Origin of the sequence: Algoriphagus persicinus, from assembly GCF_035156415.1 — a bacterium.
Classification (GTDB): domain Bacteria; phylum Bacteroidota; class Bacteroidia; order Cytophagales; family Cyclobacteriaceae; genus Algoriphagus; species Algoriphagus persicinus.
This window is the reverse complement of the sequence record NZ_JAYEEY010000022.1, coordinates 46,063-68,296: the sequence shown is the minus strand read 5'-3', so window position 1 is coordinate 68,296 and position 22,234 is coordinate 46,063. Positions and strand designations below refer to the sequence as shown.

Below are 22,234 nucleotides of genomic sequence, written 5' to 3'. Positions count from 1 at the left end.
TTTATTTTAAAATTGGCTGAAGTACTTCCAATCTACCATCAATAGTGGAAGGAACCGAAAGCCCTAGTATCTTACAAATCAAAGGGTACACATGCACATTCTGAAAAGTCTCAATTTCCATCCCAGACTTAAAAGCAGGTCCATTTGCATAGAATATGGCATGCATATCCTTGTAGGCTGGACTGAATCCATGTTCACCAAATACTTCCGTCCCAAAGGTAGCTGCATTTTCTTTGATCCTTGGCAAAGCGGATTCCCACGCTAGGTAATAGTATCTGTCAGGAATAATCAAAATATCCCCAATCCTATCTTGGTACATCAAATCCTGGTAATTCTCCTTGTCGGCTACGTCAGTGATATGAATCGGTAACGCAGACTTTCCCAATTCTCTAATCACCCTTTCCTTATCCGTTGGCTCCTCTAAATACAAGTGAGCCAAAGCTCCATTATTTACAATTCTCGCAGGAATATTTTTGGTCAATTCACTCAGATTAAGGTAATGATCCACTGGAATATCCATCATTCCATGGTCTGAGACTACGATCACATTGATATCCAAATCATAACTTTTGAGGCCTTCGAATAATGCTCCCAATTCATGGTCTAATTTGGTCAAGCGACTGGATAATTGCTTATCGTTGGTCGGCCCATAGCGATGACCGGTATCATCCATATCTGAAAAATACAAAGTGATCAATCTTGGGCGTTTAGCTTCTGGCAATTCCAACCATTTAAACACCTCAGTGATTCTAGTCATATTACTTACTCGACCATCATAAGGATAATAATAGCTTGGTCGGATTCCCTGCACATCAGCTTCTGATCCCACAAAAAAATAGCTGGCTGCAAGTATGTTGTTTTGCTCTGCCAGTACCCAAAGTGGTGTACCTCCATACCAAGTCCCATCTTGCACAATCTCCTTTTTTCCCATGCTAAAGGTTAGATCCTTCTCTGGATCGTAAAAGGAATTGTCCACCAAACCATGGCGCTCAGGCTTCAACCCTGTAGCAATGGTGTAGTGATTTGGGAAGGTTTTGCTGGGAAAAGAGGGCATCATGCTTTCAGCCGCTACCCCATTAGCAATAAATCGAGTGAGATTCTCTGGCATAAATCGCTTTACGTAATCGTACCTGAACCCATCCAGAGAAATTAAAATCACTATTGGTTCTTTGCTTACTTGGGAAAAAGCAAATACTGGACATACTAAAACTGCAAAGAGAAGAATACAGAATTTTTTCATTTGTCGATCTTTCTGCAAAAATACCTGCTAGAGCTTTGGTAAGCAATCAAATCATCACTATTAACAGATTGGTAAAGTCAGGTAGCCACTACGCTTATCTATTTTTGAAAGAATGCGTGATCTTCCAACCAATCTTTTAAGCGATCAGGCCAGTGATTAATACTTACAAATTCAGACCGAAATCCCATGTTGAACGCATGTTCATCTTTCGAAAACAAGTGCATTTCTACATCTGCACCTGCTTCACGATAAGCTAGCATCGTATCTACAATGGTGCTAGAACAGCATTTATCTTTATTTGCAGCGACTAGAAAAGCTGGTGGTGCGCCCGAAGGCACGGTCTCTGGTGTGCCTAAAGGCCCCGGATATACTTGGATTTGAAAATTAGGCTGAGCAGCAAATCGCTCTATTGGATCACTTGAATTAATGTCTCCAATATTTGTATCATATGCTACCCAATTGACCACTTCCCCGCCAGCCGAGAACCCCATGATACCGATTCGATTAGAATCAACTTCCCAAGCTTCTGCCTTGGAGCGCACTAGCCTCATCGCTCGGATCACATCTTGAGTTGGATGTGCTTCTGTGTAGGGAGAGTTCTCTTCACGGAATAGTCGGTATTTCAGAACACCAACCGTCACACCGAGCTCATTTAAGAATTTAGCCGGAGCGACTCCTTCTCCATTATAACCCAGATTTCTAAACCCGCCCCCCGGACAAACCAGAATGAAGCTTCCATTAGGTTTTTCGGGCTTAAATAGTGTAATGCTCGGATTATGAATATTCCTTACCCACCAATCCTGAGCGAGTTCAGGTTCATCTTTTCTTGATTCAAAACCCGGAGCCCCATTGTCCCATAGGTAGAATATCTCAGTATTTCCCTGGGCCAACACTATGGTGGGCAAATATAGAACAATGCAAAAAAGAAGTTTTCTCATAGTCAAGATAGGTTGATTGGGGTTAGCTATATGCACACTAGGTAAAGGGCAGCTACAAACTACCACTTTTTGGGGAAATCAATGGCAAATACAACCGTCGTCACCACAGAATCGGGAATATATTCCCATGTACAATTTTATAAAACACCCTTAAGTAGCCCAAAATAGATATGGTACGCGAATTGGGACTAGTGAGCACATCAAACAAACTATGATATGAAATCGAGCATGACTAGAAAGTCACACACTGGGATGATTATAATGCATGCGAGATTCCATATGACCAATAAAAATCAATTATAAACAGATGAAATCGAGCATGATTCAAGCGTCACACAGAGGGATGACTATTCCCTATGCGAGATTCCATATGACCACTAAGTAACCACTAAAATCAAAATATAAACACATGAAATCGACCAACAAACTTTTAATGGCTGCCCTCTTAGCTTCGACTACCTTGGGTGCTGTAAGTTGTAAATCAAGCAATGCAGTAAAGGGTGGTGCAATAGGTGGTGCCGCAGGTGGAGTGCTTGGTGGAGTAATCGCCGGCAAAGGCAATACAGCCGTAGGCGTATTAATAGGTTCGGCAATCGGTGGAACTGCCGGGGCAATAATAGGAAACCAAATGGATAAAGCAGCCGAAGAACTTCAACGAGATCTTGAAGGAGCGACTGTAGAACGCGTAGGTGAAGGCATTAAAATCACCTTTGACTCTGGTCTAATGTTCCCTGTGGACAAATCTGAATTGAGTGATATCTCTAAGCAAAACTTGACTGAGCTAGCTGCTACCTTGAAAAAATATGAGGAAACCAATATTCTGGTGGAGGGTCATACGGACGATACCGGAGCGGATGATTACAATATGGACTTATCGCGTAGAAGAGCCTATTCTGTTGAAGATTACTTGACAGCAAATGGCATCGCAAAAGGCAGAATGGAAATCACAGCATATGGCGAAATGCAACCTACAGCCACCAACGACACCGAAGTAGGCCGTCAGCAAAACAGAAGAGTGGAAGTAGCTATTTACGCAAACAAGAAAATGCAAAAAATGGCTGAACGAGGCGAACTTGGAGAAAACTAACCTGACCAAGTAGCGTACCATACAGATCCGAAAGGCGACCGATGGTCGCCTTTCTTGGTTAATTACTCTGCTTTGTCAAGCTCAATTTCAAGTATTTTCAAGGACCGCTGGCCAAGTCAGGTCAAAAATCTATTCGCATCAAAAAATCAGTCTGAATCTCATCTCCAAAAGGAAAATGGTGAGAACTGAATATGCTTAAACCATTTTTTTCGTAGAATTTGATCGCATGAGTATTCTTTTCCCAAACGCCCAGCCAGAGGTATTTCTTCCTGTTGAGCTTCGCAAAATTGATCGTATGATGTAGCAAAATCTTACCCAAGCCTAACCCAATGTACTTTTCAAGCAGGTAAAGTCTAGCGACTTCCAAACTTGAATTATCGTTGAGCTCAGTCTGGGCAGGAACAAAATTGACTTTTGCATATCCGGCTAGATCTCCATCTACCTCCAGTAGAAAAAAAACAGACGACGGACTCTCCATTTCCTCCGCGAATTGCTCCTCAGTGAAAGCTTCCTCGAGGTAAGTGTTTATGTTTTCAATTTTATTTCCTTCCGTAAAGGCTTGGATAAATGCTATTCCTGCCATTTCTACCAAAGAATTCAGGTCAGCAAAATTGGCTTTTCTGATTAAATAAGGCATGCGTTTATAATCTCATTCCACTCCCTTTTTTAGGAGCTTATTAATTTCGCACAAATCTAATTTGATTTTTTCTTCTTTAACTTGAAATTAGCCCTTTTCATCAAAGAAATAAACTGCCAGCACCTACACCGCACGTTCACAAGACTACCTTTCATATCCTGGGTATTTTAGGAAAGTCTAGTACCTAGTTCAAAAGCGCTTTAATCTTTACCTCTAGCTCCTTTGCCTTCGCTTCAGCCTCTACTATGGGAATCCCAGCATCTAGTCCAGGCCTCAGGTGACCTGTAGAAGTAAGCCATGCATCACGAAGTAGAGTTTGTCTCTGCGAGACAAGACGGAGTATTTTTTCACCATGGGTAAATGATGCAATTGCCGCATGAATATCATCAAAGTCCTTGACTTCAAATTCTCCTAGACTAAACAAAATCTCTTTTGCCATCAACCAATGTCCTATTTCTCCCGGATGCACACCATCTTTTGCCAAGTAATAGGCACGATCCAACACTCGCCGGTCTTCCAAATATTTTCGCATCGGCCAGTGAATATCTATCACTTTCCACTCATCAGAATACCTGCGAGACAGCAACCAATCCGAATAATTAGCCAATACATTCGCATAAGCAGCCCCAGCAGCAGGATCATATACCGGAGGTGTCACATAAATAACATCAGTCCTTATTTCTGAAATCTTAGAATCCAACCAGTTGATTCCATCCTTGTATCTTTGAAATCTCTCCTCATCCAATGGCATGTATATCCCATCATTCATCCCGTAATTCACAAAAACCAAATCAGGCTTTAGTTGCTCAAGAACTCTGTCCAGTCGCTCATGTAGATCTGGTCTGGGGAAAGCTCCATTGGCGTGATTAGCCTCAGACAGTCCCGAAACGGTCTCACTAGGTAAGCCTACATTGATCCATTCCAGCTCCCGATTTGGATGCTTTATCCTGTAATATGTCTCTAAGTAGCTAATGTATTGACCGGAATAAGTGATGCTATTGCCCAAAAAGACAATCCGGGTAACATCCGCTGGGATAGCATACTCGGTCTGAGAAAAAACAGAAACTCTGAGGAACATTAAAACGAAAAAAAACAAGACAACTCGAAGCACAACCATTTTTGAAGAGTAGAAAGAATACCAACCCAAGGTAAGGAGATTCTAAAGTACTATGGCAAATTGGCCTATCATGAAATCTATTCTTGTAAGCATCCTCCAAGTGAAGTATCTTGGCTACCAGATTGTCCCATTTCGGCAATGATTTTAAAAAACTCTTACTAAAACAAATGGCTTCAGGAATATTTGCATTGCTAGATGACATCGCCACGCTGATGGACGATGTGGCAGTAATGAGTAAAGTGGCGGCAAAGAAGACAGCAGGTATTTTGGGCGATGATTTGGCCGTAAATGCTGAAAAAGCATCTGGCTTTGTCTCCGACCGGGAAATCCCGGTACTTTGGGCGATCACCAAAGGCTCTCTTCTTAATAAGGCAATTATCCTTCCCATAGCTTTTCTACTCAGTGCATTTGCCCCGGCAGCTGTCACTATCGTCCTAATACTCGGAGGACTTTACCTAGCATACGAAGGTGCAGAAAAAATCCATGAATACATTTTTCCCCACAAGCATACCAAAACCATAATAATTGAAGAAAAAATTACTGAGGAGGAGATCCTTCTAAAAGAAAAAGAAAAGATAAAATCCGCAGTCATCACTGACTTTATTTTGTCTGTAGAGATTGTAATTATTGCCTTGGGGACAGTAGTCGGCGAACCTATCCTTGAGCAAATTATCGTAGTTACTATTATAGCTCTGATCGCCACAGTCGGTGTATATGGAATAGTTGCGGTAATTGTACGTATGGATGAATTTGGCTATAAACTGATCGCAATGAACAAACGGGAGGACAGCTTTTCTGACAAAGTCGGTTTATTGTTGGTCAGTGCGCTTCCTAAAATAATCAAGGCAATGGGATTTATTGGAACTATAGCTTTGCTTTTGGTTTCTGGCGGAATTTTCGTTCATAACATTGACTTCATTCACCATCTTTTCCCTTCTGTGCCAGCTATCATTACAGAATTTTTGGTTGGACTGGTAGTTGGTTTTATAGCCTTAGGGATTATGATGCTTGGGAAAAAACTGTTTAAAAAATAGGGATCAGAATCAGCACACAAAGCGGATTAAGAATTGCCTCAATCCACTTTTTTATATTGTAATCAGAAATTTTGAACTTAGGATATAAAACCAAAAGTTTTCACATGTATTGTGATCTTTGAGGCGAGCATATTTCTTTAACTTTAAGTCACTCCCAAGAGAACTATCAGTCCATGTCCTCATCAATAAGAAAAAATATTCAGACTCAAAGCTCCACCGAGTTTACAGGCATTGAGCTGAAAAAACCAGCTTCCTATGCTGCGGGATTCACGGGTGTAAAAGTCGCACTGCAACATACCTTCAAAGAAATGGGCGTGATAAAGTCGCTCCAGACACTTTCTCATATGAACCAAAAGGATGGTTTTGATTGCCCAGGCTGCGCTTGGCCAGATTCAGAAAACCGATCCAAACTAGGAGAATACTGCGAAAATGGAGCAAAGGCTCTGGCTGAGGAGGCTACTTCTAAGATGGTTGACAATGCTTTTTTCTCTAATTATTCTGTACAAGAAATATCCCGCTGGTCAGATTACAAAATCGGGCAAAGTGGACGATTGGTCGCGCCCATGATCTTGAAACCAGACTCAAACCACTACGAGGAATGCACTTGGGAGGAAGCTTTTAGAGTCATTGCAGATCATCTTCATGCACTTGACAATCCTGACCAGGCTATTTTCTATACATCAGGCCGATCGAGCAACGAAGCTGCATTTCTATACGGACTTTTTGCCAGAGCTTTTGGCACGAATAATATGCCCGACTGCTCCAATATGTGCCATGAATCCAGTGGAATTGGGCTTTCTGAAACTTTAGGTATCGGCAAAGGCTCAGTGAAATTGGAGGATTTTGACAAAGCCGAAGTGGTGATGGTCATCGGACAAAATCCAGGAACCAACCATCCAAGAATGCTTTCTGCATTAGAAAAATGCAAGCGAAATGGTGGCAAAATTATCAGCATTAACCCACTTCAAGAAGCAGGGTTGATTAGATTCAGAAATCCTCAGGGAATAAGTGGAATGTTACTGTCCGGACATGGCTTGACGGATATTTATCTTCAAGTAAAGATCAATCAGGATGTGGCACTTTTAAAGTTGATTGAGAAAAAACTAGCTGCATTGGATAAGTCAAATGGAAATGTATTTGATCATGAATTTATTGACAAGTATACCGAAGGGTACGAATCACTCCTAGCTCATCTAGACACTCATTCTGAGCAAGAATTATTGGAACTATGTGGAGTGCAAGAGAAATTGATAGACGAAGCAGTAGCACTTTTAGCGAAAAAGAACAAAATCATTATCTGCTGGGCGATGGGGCTTACGCAGCATAAAAATGGCGTGGACAACATCAAAGAATGTGTAAACCTTCTGCTACTTAAAGGAAGTTTGGGGAAACCTGGCACCGGAACTTGCCCAGTCCGAGGACATAGCAATGTGCAGGGAGACCGAAGCGTAGGGATTATGCACGTAGTATCCAGCGAACTTAATTCTGCTATCAAAAACACCTTTGGCTTCGATCCTCCAGATCACCAGGGAGTGGACGTGGTCAAAGCGATTCCGGCTATGTACGAGGGCAAATCAAAGATTTTCGTTGGCTTGGGAGGCAATTTTGTATCTGCTGCTTCCGATACAGAATACACTGCCAAAGCACTTCAAAACTGCGAACTTACCGTTCAGATCAGCACCAAACTAAACCGTAGTCATTTGGTGACTGGGAAAACCGCTTTGATTTTACCCACGCTTGGAAGATCTGACAAGGATTTGAAAGACGGAAAGCAAAGGCATTTCACCGTGGAAAACAGCATGGGAATAGTCCATCAGTCCAAAGGTTTTCTGGATCCAATTTCTGACTATATCAAAAGTGAACCCGAAATAGTAGCCGGAATTTCCGCGGCATATTTCAAAGGAAACCATCCTGTGAAGTGGAAGTTGCTTGGTTCAAATTATGAATTGCTTCGGGAAAAATTAGGAGAAGTGATCACTGCATTCAAAGACATGAATTCAAAGTCAGTAGGTTCTGGATACTATCTCCCAAACAATGTAAGAGACTTGGACTTCAGCAAATTACCAAATCAAAAAGCGAAATTTAGTACAACAGAACTCCCCATACACACGCTGAAAGAAAACGAATACCTATTGATGAGCATACGCTCGCACGATCAATTCAACACGACGATTTATGGTCTTAACGACCGCTACAGAGGCGTTCACAATGAGCGTAGAGTGCTTTTCATGAATGAAACTGATATGGCTAAGGAAAGCCTTAAGAAAATGGACGTAGTCAATATCTTAAGTACTTATGATGGTCAAGAGCGTAAAGTTTTTCAATTTTTAGTCATCCCATATCAAATCCCTCAGGGTAATCTTGCTGCCTATTTCCCAGAAACAAATCCACTCGTACCCATCCATGAATTCGCCGAAAAAAGCAATACCCCAATTAGCAAGTCTATCCGAGTGAGCTTGGAGAAAATTGATTGAATAGTATATGGTAGGTGGTGATTTTTGTAAGTAGTGAAACAAATTGTACATCTTTTCATGAAATCCATTTCGTAACAATTCACGCCGGAAGCATCACCACAGGTTAGTATTAAAGAAGATAATTGCTATTTTAAGCCGATCTTAAAATGATTTTAAGGTCAATTCCGAATTATCCAAAATAACCATACCCTATTGCCATGAAATCCAAACAATGGAAAATACTGGTACTTGCTGTTATCGTCTTGACAGTAGGTGCTTTTCTGTTTTTATTCAAAGAACACAAACTTGAACCTACGCTGGCTGGAATTCCTTTCACTTTTTGGACTGGTCTTCTTATAAGTATCCTGGTGGTATTCGCTACTTTTTTAGGATCTAAATTCTTTCCATTTGAAGATCCCAAGAAGCAATGATTGGATGGTTAATATTCTTCTTCACGCTATTCCTAGCCATGCTGGGCTACGCTTCTTATCGATCGTATAAGAAAGATCGAACTTCTGATGATTTTATTTTCGCAGGTTCCAACATAGGTACCATTTTAGGTTTCTTGACATTCTCTGCTGCCTTATTCTCTGCCTTCACTTTTATGGGAATGCCGGACTTCTTCCGAACGCATGGCGTAGGCGCATGGATATTTCTGGCGTTATCTGATGCCCTGATGGTATTTTTCCTGATTTGGTTTGGATATGCTTTAAGAAAACGTGCTTCCATTAATGGATACAAAGGAGTCGCTGGTTTGATGAAAACTTGTTATGGGAATTCATTCGCCGGTTATTTGGTGTTTGCCAGTGCCTTCCTATTTCTCATCCCTTACGTAGCCATCCAAATCCGAGGAATCTCCATCTTTTTGGATGCTGCCTTCCCTGACATGCTCCCTTACTGGTCTTGGTCAGCACTACTGGTATTCATCATGCTGATTTACTCAGAAATCGGTGGGCTAAAAGCGATAGTATATAGTGATGCAATCCAAGGTGTGATCATGCTCACGGTGATTTGGATCATCGGCGTGACTTGCCTTCAAATGAGTGGAGGACTGGAATCAGGTTTGGCAAAAGTATCAGAAACAAATGCTGATCTATTGACTCTTCCAGGTCCAAAAGGCTTATTTACCAGTCCATTCCTGATCGCTTCCGCCATAGCAATTGTGCTGATACCAGTTTCTCAGCCACAATTCACTACCCGCTTGGTGGTCATGAAAAATTTAAAATCCGTACATCGGATGGCATATGCCGTAGGGATTTTCGCGATTCTGGTCATATTGCCTACCGCTTTCATCGGACTTTATGGAGCTATCAAATATCCTGATGCGAGTACAGCAGATTTCCTGACAAATGCACTCTTGTTTGATCAGGCCGTGCCTGTGGCAGCCTTGGCTGTGGTGGGACTATTTGCCGCCTGTCTTTCTACCACTAATGCCCAGATTTTCGCGTTGGGAACAGAGCTTAGGTCCATGCTTTCCGGATCAGACAAATCCAACATGCGTATCACCAAAATCTCAATCCTGATCTTCTCATTAATTGTATTGGTATTTTCCACTTACATGAGTGACGAATTGGTATTGCTGGCACGCGTGAGTTTTGCAGGCACATCTATGATAGCTCCAGTGGTCTTAGGAGCCGTGATATTCAAAAGTCCCCCCAAAGAACTGATTTGGCTATCCACTTTCGCACTTACCACCTTCGTATTATCACTTGTAGGAGTCGTCCCTACCATCATTGCAGGATATCCACTGGATTTCTTGATGTATTGCGTACTCTTTGTTATAACTTTTACCTTGATGCTACGCCATCACTTGACTCAAAAAAATACTCATGAAGCTTGATTCTAACATTTCAATAAATCAATTGGAAAAGCCCCTCAAAAGATTTTGGGAGCTTTCCGGAGAAAAAATAAACTTGATAGAAGTCTCATTTGACACTGCGAATGGTGCTCCTGTTTTCACCGAAAAAGGAAAATATGTGACACGTGGATGGACGGAATGGACTCAGGGATTCCAATACGGTTCAGCAATTCTCCAGTTTGACGCCACAGGAGATGAGCAGTTCCTGAAAATCGGACGGGATAATACCTTGAATAAAATGGCTCCTCATCTTACGCACACAGGGGTTCATGATCATGGTTTCAACAATGTGAGCACGTATGGAAATCTACTCCGACTTATAGAAGAAGGAAAAATAGAGGGTACAGACTGGGAGAAAAATTTCTATAAACTTGCGCTGAAAGTTAGCGGAGCAGTGCAAGCAATGCGCTGGACTTCTACCTCTGATGGTGGCTATATTTATTCATTTAACGGCCCACATTCCTTATTTGTGGACACTATTCGTTCCTGTCGCGCATTAGTGGTTTCACATGCCTTAGGCCATGTGTTGCAGGGGGAAAATGACAAGCGCATCTCACTTATTCAACGGGCAATCCAGCATATTCTGAGTACAGTTCGCTATTCGATTTTCTATGGGAATGGTAGGGACTCCTACGATGTATCCGGCAGAACTGCGCATGAAATTATCTTTAACACCAATGACGGAAATTACCGCTGTCCAAATTCACAGCAAGGCTATACTGGCTTCAGTACGTGGACCAGGGGACTAGCTTGGGCTATCTGCGGACTGGGCGAAACGCTGGAAATTATTGAGCAAATCAATGAAAGCGATTATTCAGCAGTCATTTCCAAAAAAGATTTAATCAAAGAACTTTCTGAAGCTGCAAAAGCTACCGCTGATTTCTATTTAGCCAATACCCCTACAGATGGAATTCCATATTGGGATACTGGAGCACCTGGTCTGGTAAAAATGGGTGATTATTTGAATGAGAAATCAGATCCATTTAATGCACACGAGCCAATCGATTCTTCTGCTGCCTGTATCACAGCTCAGGGATTGGTCAGAATCGGAAATTGGATGAAAAACTCAGACCCTGCACGATCAGAAAGGTACATAAAAGCAGGAATTCAGATCGCACATAATCTTTTTTCCGAACCTTATTTATCCACTGACCCAAGTCATCAGGGATTAATTTTGCATTCTATCTACCATCAGCCAAACGGCTGGGATTATCGTCCCGATCCGACAAAAGCTCCTTATGGCGAATCCTGTATGTGGGGTGATTATCATGCACGGGAACTGGCCTTACTTCTGCAACGCATGCAAAAAGGCGAAGACTATTACAGCTTCTTTAACTGCGTTGGCCAATGAGCACTGGAAAATACAAACCACAATACCCTAGAGTTGCCCAGCTAAAAACTGGAGAACACCTGCGTGAGCACTTCAAAAAAGAAGGTATCTCCTTGGGTTTTGACGAAGAACTGAAGTCTGGAGCAACTTCACCATTTGCTAAAGCATATACCACAAGAGCAGGTAACCGAATTGGAAATTCATTCTGCATCCTTCCGATGGAGGGCTGGGATGGAACTACCGACGGCAAACCTACAGAACTCACCAAAAGACGGTGGAAGAACTTTGCGATCAGTGGAGCCAAATTACTTTGGGGATGCGAGGCAGTAGCAGTTCAGCCTGCCGGCAGAGCAAATCCCAATCAGCTTATGATCAATGAGAAGAATCTGACAGATTTCGAAGGATTGTATCAACTGGTGGAGAACGAACACAAAAAAGCTTTTGGTAATTCGGATGATTTACTCACTGGCTTGCAACTCACCCATTCAGGCAGATTTTGCAAACCCAACAGCAAAACCAAAATGGAGCCTAAGATTCTCTATTCTCATCCGGTTTTGAATAAGAAATTTGGACTAGCCGAGGATTATCCGCTCATGACTGATGGAGAAATATCCGAATTGATCGATGCCTATGTAATAGCCGCAGTTCGCGCACAGAAGACTGGATACAAATTCGTCGATATCAAGCACTGTCATGGCTATTTAGGACATGAGTTCCTGAGCGCTTACGACCGTGAAGGCAAATACGGCAAGTCAATCGAAAACCGCACGCGATTTATCCGAGAGATCGTAGCGGGAATCCGAGCCGAAGCACCAGGATTAGAAATTGGTGTTCGCATGAGCATTTTTGATTGGATGCCCTTCAAGCAAGGGCCAGAAGGAATTGGAATTCCAGCCACCGAAAGTCCCTATAAATACGCCTTCGGTGGAGACGAATCTGGTCAGGGAGAAGATCTCAACGAGTCTTTCCAATTTCTCAAAGAACTTGAAAAACTCGATATAGAATTGCTGTGCACAACAGCCGGCAGTCCCTATTACAATCCGCACATTCAGCGTCCGGCACTATTCCCTCCTTCTGATGGCTACATGCCTCCAGAAGATCCGCTGCATGGAGTAGCGCGCCAAATAGCAGCTGTAAGCGAGGTAAAGAAAGCCTTCCCCAAGTTCTATGTGGTGGGGTCAGGATACTCTTACCTCCAGGAATGGCTACCAAATGTAGCTCAACATGTGCTGGAAGCAGGAAAAGCAGATTCCATTGGTTTAGGTAGAATGGTGTTAAGCTATCCCGAATTGCCAGCTGATGTCATAAAAGGAACTCCTATGAAGAGAGCAAAGATATGCCGTACCTTCTCAGATTGTACTACTGCCCCTAGAAACGGGATGATATCAGGTTGTTTTCCTTTGGATCCTTTTTACAAAAAAATGGAAATACACGAAACACTTAAAACCATCAAAGCATCATGAGTCGAGTAGCATTAGTCACCGGAGGATCACGTGGGATAGGTTTAGGAATAGCCCGGAAACTGGCTGAAGAAGGCATTGATTTGGCTATAAATGGCGTGCGCGAGGAGGAAAGCGTAAGGGCAGCACTGAAAGAACTGAGTGCTTTAGGTGTTCGAGTAGAATATCTTCAGGGAAATATTGCTTCCCGAGAGGATCGGAATTCGATTCTAATCGACTTAAAATCCAAGTTTGGAAAAATCGATATTCTGGTCAATAATGCCGGTGTGGCACCGAGGACTAGAAGTGACTTTTTTGAGGTTACCGAGGATGATTATGACCACCTCATGGATATAAATCAAAAAGGCACTTTTTTCTTAACTCAGGCTATCGCGAAATGGATGGCTGAACTGAAAAAAGAAAAGCCAAAATCAGAGATCTCCATCATTAACATCACCTCCATATCTTCTACCGTCGCCTCCACCACGCGCTCATCCTACTGCATGTCAAAAGCAGCGCTTTCGATGCTTTCCAAGGTTTTGGCTGTGAAAATGGCAGAATTTGATATCCCTGTATATGAAATTCGACCAGGAGTAATAGAGACGGATATGATAGAAAAAGTCCGAGAAACCTATCATCAAGCGGTGAAAAGTGGGATGACACTTGAACCTAGAATGGGAATTCCTGAGGATATAGGAAAAGTGGTGGCGGCGTTGGTCAGAGGTGATCTTCCTTATTCCACGGGTCAAGTTATTTCTGTAGATGGGGGAATGACTATCGCGAGGATGTAGAAACCTATAAAAGCATAGTATTCAGCCACTCGTTCACTTTCAAATCCATCACCAAGTGAATTCTGTCAGTATTACCTTCGTTTAATACTCGATGTGGATCAGAAAGACGAAGGTACCAGCACTCTCCTTCCTTCATGTTCACCTTCGTATAATTCACAAAAAAACTCACCCCCTCATTGGTGAACACCGGAATGTGAATCCGAACTTCTCCCTCATCCAAATCAAAGTCACGGTGCTCTTTAATCTCAGAACCAGGCGTGAGCTTCATCAATCTCACTGATGATTTCTCTGTTTTGAAGCATTCTAATACAGACTGTATGTAGGGGCACAAAGCTAGAAACTGCGTAGGAACAAATTTGTAATCACCTGGAATAGCAGCCGCCATTTGGATAGGATGTGTAACTCCCTCCTGTGCAGTAAGCGGTATTACAGACCAATTCCCCTGATAATTTTGCGTCACAAAATGATTTATCCACTCGACCTCTAGCAGGTTTTCCACCTCTGACTGGAGCAAAAGGCTCTCAAAAAGAAAAGGCAGCTGAATTCTATCTTGCTTGATCATGCTGGAAAAATAATAAGTAAAAGTCCCACCAAAGCTAAATCCATCCTTTATGTTTTCAACAAAAAAAAGTAAAAATCCTCACATCCTTGCAAAGTCAATTCAATTTCTCGATTTTTTAGTTCTCAAACCCCAAAACTCATGAAAACCCACTTTATTTTCAGCTGCTTCTTCATACTCCTTCTCACCACTCAAACTTTTGCACAGCAGAAGCGAACAAAGATCGGAATTGCCGGTCTTACACACGGACATGTGGGTTGGATTTTGCAGGCAAAGGATCGTGAAGATTTAGAGATCGTCGGGATCGCCGAACCGAATAGAGAATTAGCAAAAAGGCTCACCGAACAGCACGGGATTTCCATGGATTTGGTATTTGATTCCCTAGAGGAAATGCTAGAAAAAACGAAGCCCGAGGCGGTTACTGCTTTTGGTAATATCTACGATCACCTTGCTGTGGTAGAAGCTTGTGCTCCAAAAGGCATTCATGTGATGGTAGAAAAGCCATTGGCTGTAAGCTTAGAACATGCCCAAAAAATGAAGGAACTTGCGGAGACACACAACATTCACCTCATCACCAATTACGAAACAACTTGGTATCCTAGCACTTTTAAAGCACAGGAGATTCTCCAAAGTGGAGCAGTGGGTGACCTGCGAAAAGTGGTAGTTCGTGACGGACATCGTGGCCCAAAAAAAATAGGTGTGAGCAATGAGTTCTTAGCATGGCTGACTGATCCCATGCTAAATGGCGGAGGTGCAATCATTGACTTTGGTTGCTACGGTGCAAATTTGACTACTTGGCTTCAGGATGGCAAAAAACCTAATTCAGTAACTGCCGTCACCCAGCAACTTCAAGCCGAAAATAATCCGAAAGTGGATGATGAAGCGACAATTATCTTAAATTATGACGATTCCCAGGCCATCATTCAAGCTTCATGGAATTGGCCAATTGGCAGAAAAGATATGGAAATCTATGGTCTCACAGGTGCTATTTATGCTGACAACCCTACAGATGTACGCGTATTAAAGGCAGAAGGCTATTCAGGTTTTGAAGAAAAAGAGTTCAATTTAGAATATAAAAATACGCCTTTCGAAGATCCATTCACCTTATTTCTAGCAGTAATCAATGGTGAACTTATCCTTGATGAGTACGCTCTTCCTTCTCTGGAAAATAATATGATCGTGGTAGAAATCCTCTCCGCTGCTGTAGAAAGTGCTAAGACTGGAAAGACTGTTTATTTGAAGTAGAGCCACAGGAATAAAAAAAGCCGTTCGTGGACACGAACGGCAGCAAATATTATATCTCAATTCTAATTTCTTGATTCTAGAATCTTGATACTAAATACTCCTTAAAGCTCCTTAATCTTCAGATTTTTAAATATCACTCCCTGCCCTTCACTTTGCAATCCGATATAGCCTTCGGTTAACGCTTTACCATCCACTTTGTGTTTGGGATCAAAATTATTGGCAACCCCACCACCAACCTGTGGCTTGGTGTACTGAAGAACCGTATCTCCATTCACCATATGAATTACAAGTGAATCTCCATATACAATCAGATCAGCCTTCACCCATTCATCCCATTTGAAAGTGGGGGAAGTAGAATTGATGCAATGACGCGGATCTTTTTCACCTTCGAAGAATACATCTGTACCTGGCGAGCACATATTTCCAGTCGGCCTAGGAACTCCTTCCTCTTCCTCAGCCAGCATCTGCCACTCCACAGAGATAGGCCAATCCTGCTCCTTCAAAATGGTCTCCGGAGCCTGAGAGTGAAACATGACCCCGCTATTTCTATAGGTGTAGCTTGCTGCATCTTCCAGCCATTGGTCAGTAAATCTATATTCCCATGTCATATGAAAGGCAGAAAAAGGCTTCTTGTAAAATAAATGCCCATAGCGATCATTGAATCCCTCATTATAATCGTCGTAATTCACGGCTATGGTGCCATCCACAGCGCGAAATGTGCTTTGGTAATTTTCACCGGTTTCATGATGATAGATCTTGGGAATCCATCCATCCAGATTTTCACCGTTGAACATCTCGATCCATTCCGATTGAGGTTTTTCTGCTACTTGAATTTCATTTTTCTCTGTCTTGCAGGAAATCAAGACACTTCCCAAAATGGTTGCTACTAGTACTTTTCTATACATGGAGGTAAACGTTGAAATAATAAGATAGAGAGTAAGGTAAGGAATTCTGGAATTATAAAAGTCAGTTTGGGATAAGTGAACTCAATCCGAGGAAATATGGCAGGCTTCAAAGGATTTGCCTGTCAGAAACTTAAATGCATGTTTTTCTATCGTGGCCGTGACTAATTCAGGATGATTCATCATTTCGCCATCAATCTGAAATTCTGCCCCATCCAAATTGGTGATTTGGCAAGTGGTCACACTCCAGGAATTTATAGTTTCCAACTCATTTAGGTCGCCCTTCATAAAAGCCATTGTCATTTTCACATAATCCTCAGCAGTCTCTGGATTGAGCGATATCACTTCAAATTTACCGTCGTCCATGATACCTTTGCAATTCACAATGGCTCCAGTCCCGTATTGATCGCCATTAGCTATCACTATCATCTTTGCCCTGATTTCTATCGTTTCATTCTCCAGCTTTAATCTGAAATTTTTCGATTCCGAAGTAAATATCTCCGAAAATGAATTTTTCACGTAACCGAACATTCCCCGAGAATCATCCTCCTCAAACTTCTTGATCAAGTTTGCATTCATGCCAAAATCCGCCAAATGCAGACAAAGTTCTCCATTGATATGAATGGCATCTATCTGGTGAACTTGGAAATCACGCACAGCCTCCCAGGCATCAGAAATCATTTCAATTCCCATACATTTTGCCAATCCATTTGCCGATCCCATCGGCACAATGACAAAAGGTACATCTTGCTCTTGCAGACTTTTGGCTACCATCTTCACTGTGCCATCTCCTCCTCCTATTAGCACGAGCTCAGGTTGGTGTTTTTGAAATTCTCTGAAGACCAATTCATCATCCTTTTCTCCGGTGGTCTCCACCAAAAAGGGGGTATAATTTGGCAGCTTAACTTCAAACATTTGAATAAGCTCAGACCTTTGAAATCCGTTTGAACCGGATATTGGATTAAACACAAAGAGACACTTTTTCATAGGCAGAGGTTTGTTATTTGATGCTCATTTCCTTTTCAAAAAGCTGCATAGCTTCTTCCGAATTCTCAATAAAGTGAAAATTCGTTTGAGAAATAGCCTGATCCAATTTCTGTCGTCTATCTGACTTTAGCTTATCTACCAAGCGGATAAAAACTCCTTTCACACGATCGGGATGCTTTTCGATCACCTCAGCATAGATTTCTGGATCTTCTTGACCACTATCGCCAATCAAGTAAAAGGACATTTCAGGATAGAGATTGAAAAGCAATTCTATCTTATCGAACTTGTGATTATGATTGCCTCCTCCCGATTTCCATATATTGGTTAGGTTAATATGCTTGTCTTTGAGCAAGATCGGTCCATCAGGAATATGGCGGAATCGCAGGAAATCCTTGATCAGATCATACAAGGACCAATCACTGCTGGACACGTAGAATATGGGATCAAGACCATTTTCAGTTAGCTTTTTATAAAACTCCGATACACCTGGCAGGGGTCTTCGCGTAAATGCATTTTTAGATACCGAAAGCCAGAATTTTTTCCCTATATCTGTAGAATGGGAAATAATAATGGTGTCGTCGATATCCGATATCACGCCTGTGTCACCCGAATACCGTCTAACTTCCAGGTGAGCAATTGGAGACTTTTTAGTTGAAGGCTCTAGCACTTGAAAAGTAACTATCTCACTTAAGCCTTCCTTGGGTTTGCATTCCCCAATTTGTAACTCAAAAACCCCATTTTCATCAGTTGACACGATATAGCTTTTTTCCTGAAAAGTGATTTCAATTTTAGCTAAAGGAACTGATGAACCTGAATATCTTCTAATGGATGCCAAAATGTTTTTCAGCCAGTTGTTTCTAGAGGAAGGCCTTTTTTCCTTGTAGGCACTGATTACCCTACCTTTTAAGAAAACAACTTCCCTATTGCCGAACGCAAGAAATGGTTCAACAATAATTCTATCATGTTTCACTAATGCCATTATAAAAATTGAAAGTTGGTTCGCTGGTAATAAATCAAAAACCAGGCTGCAATAGGGAAAAAGCAGAAAAGAGCCTCTTGGATACTTGTTTTCCAGCAGGCTCTTTTCCCTTTAGTGTTTCCAATCGTATTGATCGATTTGCTCCAGACAAATCTTAAGCAAATCGATGGAATCAGCTATATCTTTCTTATGAGCCATTTCTATCACCTGGTGTAGATGTCTGGTCGGGATGGAAATCGCTCCGGCTATTGCGCCTTGCTTACCCATTCGCTGCACCCCGGCAGTATCTGTGCCCCCGGCTACCAAGATTTCCGGTTGCCAAGAAATCGACGCTTTATCAGCAGTCTGCTTCATAAATTCCACCATTCTGTAATCACAAATAGTCATAGCATCCATAATTTTGATGGCTGTACCTTTACCTAATTCAGTCACTTTCTCATGCGCCTGTGCGCCCGGTACATCAAAAGCAATCGTGGTATCCAGGGCAATTCCGAAATCTGGGTTGATCCCATGAGCAGCCACATTTGCCCCGCGCAAACCTACCTCTTCTTGTACTGTGAACGTGGCATAGACATCGTATGCTGGATTTTCCAATTGCTTGAGTGTTTCTATCAGGATAAATACAGCTACTCTGTTGTCAATAGATTTACAGTTCACGCAGTCTCCCATTTCGATCAATTCCCTATTTCTGGTCACAGGATCTCCTACGGTAATGTATTTCTCCACTTCTTCCTTTGGCATTCCAAGATCTATGAAAAAATCCGTGGTTTTTGGGAGTTTGGTTTTCTCTTCCGCTGACATCACATGGATTGGCTTGCTGCCCATGACGCCTACCAGGTCCTTTTTGCCATGCACGATCACACGCTGGGCAGTGAGCGTCTTTGGGTCAAAACCACCTAAGGTATGAAACCTCAAAAAGCCATTTTCATCAATATGGGTCACTATAAAACCGATCTCATCCATGTGGGCAGCTACCATTACCCGCTTTCCATCAGGATTTCTCTTGCCTTTTTTGAGGGCTATTACATTACCTATGTTATCTACTTTGACTTCATCCGCTAGTGGAGTGACCAAGTCAATCACTAAATCACGAACTCTTTTTTCAAAACCGGGAGCTCCGGCGATTTCACAGATTTCCTTTAATAGGGCTACGTTTATGTCCATTTTCTATTTTTCTTGCTGAAAGTTTATTTTAACCACGAAGGGCACTAAGGTTTTCACGGAGATCACAGATTATTGATATCCTGGGCTTATTTTTCTAATATGTGTCATCCAGCTTCTGGAGAAGCAGAATCAAATTTGCACTTTCATACCCGTTTGCAAGGGTCAAAATTAATGAGTGTTTTTTCTTCTTGGGTGAAATTAAGAATTAGAAAAGTTTTGAATGTAAAAAGGCACAAAGAATAACTTCAATGTGCCTTTATTCTTGAATTTTTATGCCTCAAAAAGAACATGGACTTACTCCAGAAGGTTATTAATACGCTCTTACAGTCTTGCCTTCCATGAAATTGACGAATGACTTATTCACTACCCTCATCCCACCAGTGGTAGGGTAATTACCTGTGAAATACCAATCTCCTAAGTGATCTGGGCAGCATTTGTGAAGGTTATCGACAGTCTGGTATAGCACTTTCACTTCTGCCTTAATACCTTCATTGGTTACGATCTCGGAGATTTTTTCAGATATCTCATCATCAGTAAAGGAGCTATACACACCTTTCACAAAGTTTTCAGCGGAATAGGGTGACGCCACACAAGAATCATACACTTGATCTAAGGTGTTTTCGATTTTCCTCTCTTTGATCAAAGCCAAAGCTGCTCTAAAAGCAATAAATTCCTTCATCTTAGACATGTCTATGCCGTAGCAATCAGGGAACCTGATCTGAGGAGCTGAAGAAACGATTATGATACGCTTTGGATTTAGCTTATCGAGTGTAGTCAGAATGCTTTTCTCAAGCGTAGTCCCTCTTACAATACTATCATCGATCACTACAAGGGTATCAATTTCTGACTTGATAACCTCGTATGTAGTGTCATACACATTGGCTACTATCGTATCTCGATCCTCGTCATTGGTGATGAAAGTCCGTAATTTCACATCCTTACTTACAAGTTTTTCCACTCTGGGACGGAAATTCAATAATTCATCCAAATCCCCCATGTGAGGCTTACCATCGACAAAAACTTCTCTCCTTTTCGCTGCCAAATAATCCTCCAAGCCTTCGATCATCCCGAGAAAAGCAGTTTCTGCAGTATTGGGGATGTAGGAAAACACGGTGTTTTTAAGATCAAAATCAATCGCTTTCAAAATCTGAGGGATCAACGCTCTACCGAGGTTTTTTCGCTCTTGGTAGATATTTGGATCGGTACCTCTAGAGAAATAAATTCGCTCAAAGGAGCATGATTTCTTCTCTCTCGCAGGCATTATTTCTGATTCTGCGTACGAGCCATCCTTATTGATGACCAAAGCATGCCCAGGCTGGATCTCCTTGATGGAATTGAAATTAATATTAAAGGCAGATTTGATGGCAGGCTTTTCCGAAGCAACTACAATCACCTCATCATCAGCATAATAATAGGCAGGACGAATACCAGAGGGATCTCTTACTACGAAAGCGGAGCCATTGCCCACGATACCAGCCATAGCATACCCCCCATCAAAGTCCCTACAAGATCTTCTAAGGATTCTCGCCATATCCAATTCATCTTCTATCAATTGGGTGATCTGCTCATTGGAGAATTGGTGCTTGTATTTATCAAAAATGCGTTGGTTTTCCTCATCGAGAAAGTGTCCGATTTTCTCCATCACGGTGACGGTATCGGTTTTTTCCTTTGGGTGCTGACCTATCTGCACAAGCTTATCGAAGAGCTCCTCCACATTGGTCATGTTGAAATTACCGGCCATTACCAGATTGCGGCTTCTCCAGTTATTTTGCTTGAGGAATGGGTGGCAAGTTTCTATTGAGTTCTCACCATGTGTCCCGTATCTCAGGTGTCCCAACCAAACTTCTCCTGTAAAAGCAATATTTTCTTTCAACCAAGCCCCGTCCGTAAGCGCATCATGACCTCCGAGTTTCTTAGCTTTCTTGTACTTTCGGTTGATTTTGTCAAAGATGTAATTGACTGCTGATGGTTCGATCGATCTATATCTGCTGATATACCGAGTCCCAGGCTTGGTGTCAATCTTGACATTGGCGACACCCGCGCCATCCTGACCTCTATTGATTTGTTTTTGCATCAAGACATAGAGCCTGTTAGAGGCAAAAGCAGCTGTCCCGTACTTATCAATGTAATATTGGGCAGGTTTTCGCAATCTAATCATTGCTATGCCGCATTCGTGTTTGATAGCGTCACTCATAGAGTCTGGCAAATGTTATTTTGAAGATTCAAAGGTAGTTGTTTTTTGAAGATATTCTGGGCTAAATAAGTTCTCTTTGCTTCCAATTAGTTTGGGAAATCCACCCTATTTTGATCTATCTCAAATACACCACGAACATACTTCTGTATGGTTTTTTGATACAATTTGATGGATCAATGAGTCATCACTTATCATTGAATTCAACCCAAATCATACCTATCTCCCGCTAATCGAAGTTGGCACAATGAACGCAAACCAAACGCACCAAAGAAAAACGGGC

The 22,234-nt window shown here is 42.0% G+C and carries 19 protein-coding genes; 9 read left to right on the top strand and 10 right to left on the bottom strand.

The genetic code is table 11. The annotated features are described in order from the left end of the window. Position 1 precedes the first annotated feature (1 nt). Both U3A58_RS16440 and U3A58_RS16435 read right to left on the bottom strand, forming a co-directional pair. Positions 2-1,240 (bottom strand): alkaline phosphatase family protein, encoded by a 1,239-nt coding sequence (locus tag U3A58_RS16440; RefSeq protein ID WP_323825232.1) that lies wholly within the window; start codon positions 1,238-1,240, stop codon positions 2-4. Positions 1,241-1,338: 98 nt separating this feature from the next. Further along, positions 1,339-2,178 (bottom strand): alpha/beta hydrolase, encoded by an 840-nt coding sequence (locus U3A58_RS16435; protein WP_323825230.1) that lies wholly within the window; start codon positions 2,176-2,178, stop codon positions 1,339-1,341. A 409-nt stretch (positions 2,179-2,587) separates the two neighbouring features. Here U3A58_RS16435 and U3A58_RS16430 point away from each other — a divergent pair, with 409 nt between their 5' ends. Beyond that, positions 2,588-3,265 carry a YiaD family glycine zipper/OmpA-like lipoprotein gene (locus U3A58_RS16430; RefSeq protein ID WP_323825228.1) on the top strand — a complete coding sequence of 226 codons (678 nt, stop codon included), beginning with the start codon at positions 2,588-2,590 and terminating at the stop codon, positions 3,263-3,265. A gap of 121 nt (positions 3,266-3,386) precedes the next feature. Here the strand turns inward: U3A58_RS16430 and U3A58_RS16425 are convergent, their stop codons facing one another. After that, positions 3,387-3,902 (bottom strand): GNAT family N-acetyltransferase, encoded by a 516-nt coding sequence (locus U3A58_RS16425; RefSeq protein ID WP_323825226.1) that lies wholly within the window; start codon positions 3,900-3,902, stop codon positions 3,387-3,389. 184 nt (positions 3,903-4,086) lie between these two features. After that, positions 4,087-4,980 carry an SGNH/GDSL hydrolase family protein gene (locus U3A58_RS16420; RefSeq protein ID WP_323825224.1) on the bottom strand — a complete coding sequence of 298 codons (894 nt, stop codon included), beginning with the start codon at positions 4,978-4,980 and terminating at the stop codon, positions 4,087-4,089. Positions 4,981-5,186: 206 nt separating this feature from the next. On the opposite strand from U3A58_RS16420, the gene U3A58_RS16415 reads away from it, so the two are divergent. The 7 genes from U3A58_RS16415 (at position 5,187) to U3A58_RS16385 (ending at position 13,924) form a co-directional block, all read left to right on the top strand. Continuing rightward, positions 5,187-6,053, top strand: a complete 867-nt coding sequence (locus U3A58_RS16415) for a DUF808 domain-containing protein (RefSeq protein WP_323825222.1) — start codon at positions 5,187-5,189, stop codon at positions 6,051-6,053. A 173-nt stretch (positions 6,054-6,226) separates the two neighbouring features. Beyond that, on the top strand, positions 6,227-8,527 hold the full coding sequence (locus U3A58_RS16410) for an FdhF/YdeP family oxidoreductase (protein ID WP_323825220.1): 2,301 nt from the start codon (positions 6,227-6,229) through the stop codon (positions 8,525-8,527). A gap of 197 nt (positions 8,528-8,724) precedes the next feature. Continuing rightward, on the top strand, positions 8,725-8,937 hold the full coding sequence (locus U3A58_RS16405) for a hypothetical protein (protein WP_323825218.1): 213 nt from the start codon (positions 8,725-8,727) through the stop codon (positions 8,935-8,937). Continuing rightward, positions 8,934-10,346 (top strand): sodium:solute symporter family protein, encoded by a 1,413-nt coding sequence (locus tag U3A58_RS16400; RefSeq protein ID WP_323825216.1) that lies wholly within the window; start codon positions 8,934-8,936, stop codon positions 10,344-10,346. The genes U3A58_RS16405 and U3A58_RS16400 overlap by 4 nt, the downstream gene beginning before the upstream one ends. Beyond that, positions 10,336-11,715 carry a glycoside hydrolase family 88 protein gene (locus tag U3A58_RS16395; protein WP_323825214.1) on the top strand — a complete coding sequence of 460 codons (1,380 nt, stop codon included), beginning with the start codon at positions 10,336-10,338 and terminating at the stop codon, positions 11,713-11,715. Before U3A58_RS16400 ends, U3A58_RS16395 begins: the two co-directional genes overlap by 11 nt. Continuing rightward, the gene (locus U3A58_RS16390; protein WP_323825212.1) at positions 11,712-13,157 is read left to right on the top strand and encodes an oxidoreductase; all 1,446 of its coding nucleotides are present in this window, start codon (positions 11,712-11,714) and stop codon (positions 13,155-13,157) included. The genes U3A58_RS16395 and U3A58_RS16390 overlap by 4 nt, the downstream gene beginning before the upstream one ends. After that, entirely contained in the window at positions 13,154-13,924 is a 771-nt protein-coding gene (locus U3A58_RS16385; RefSeq protein WP_323825210.1) for a 3-ketoacyl-ACP reductase, read from the top strand. Before U3A58_RS16390 ends, U3A58_RS16385 begins: the two co-directional genes overlap by 4 nt. Before the next feature lie 4 nt (positions 13,925-13,928). Here the strand turns inward: U3A58_RS16385 and U3A58_RS16380 are convergent, their stop codons facing one another. After that, positions 13,929-14,486, bottom strand: coding sequence for an aspartyl/asparaginyl beta-hydroxylase domain-containing protein (locus tag U3A58_RS16380; protein ID WP_323825208.1), 558 nt, complete (start codon positions 14,484-14,486; stop codon positions 13,929-13,931). Between the two features lie 138 nt (positions 14,487-14,624). Here U3A58_RS16380 and U3A58_RS16375 point away from each other — a divergent pair, with 138 nt between their 5' ends. Next, positions 14,625-15,728: a Gfo/Idh/MocA family protein gene (locus U3A58_RS16375; RefSeq protein WP_323825206.1), complete on the top strand. Its 1,104-nt coding sequence runs from the start codon at positions 14,625-14,627 to the stop codon at positions 15,726-15,728. Positions 15,729-15,829: 101 nt separating this feature from the next. Here the strand turns inward: U3A58_RS16375 and U3A58_RS16370 are convergent, their stop codons facing one another. From U3A58_RS16370 to U3A58_RS16350, 5 genes are all read right to left on the bottom strand, one after another. Next, positions 15,830-16,633: a 3-keto-disaccharide hydrolase gene (locus tag U3A58_RS16370; protein WP_323825204.1), complete on the bottom strand. Its 804-nt coding sequence runs from the start codon at positions 16,631-16,633 to the stop codon at positions 15,830-15,832. An 81-nt stretch (positions 16,634-16,714) separates the two neighbouring features. After that, the gene (locus U3A58_RS16365) at positions 16,715-17,617 is read right to left on the bottom strand and encodes a diacylglycerol/lipid kinase family protein (protein WP_323825202.1); all 903 of its coding nucleotides are present in this window, start codon (positions 17,615-17,617) and stop codon (positions 16,715-16,717) included. Between the two features lie 13 nt (positions 17,618-17,630). Beyond that, the gene (locus U3A58_RS16360; RefSeq protein ID WP_323825201.1) at positions 17,631-18,596 is read right to left on the bottom strand and encodes a phosphatase domain-containing protein; all 966 of its coding nucleotides are present in this window, start codon (positions 18,594-18,596) and stop codon (positions 17,631-17,633) included. A 111-nt stretch (positions 18,597-18,707) separates the two neighbouring features. Next, positions 18,708-19,760 carry a M42 family metallopeptidase gene (locus U3A58_RS16355; protein WP_323825199.1) on the bottom strand — a complete coding sequence of 351 codons (1,053 nt, stop codon included), beginning with the start codon at positions 19,758-19,760 and terminating at the stop codon, positions 18,708-18,710. 310 nt (positions 19,761-20,070) lie between these two features. Beyond that, positions 20,071-21,954, bottom strand: a complete 1,884-nt coding sequence (locus tag U3A58_RS16350) for an amidophosphoribosyltransferase (RefSeq protein ID WP_323825197.1) — start codon at positions 21,952-21,954, stop codon at positions 20,071-20,073. Positions 21,955-22,234: the final 280 nt, after the last annotated feature.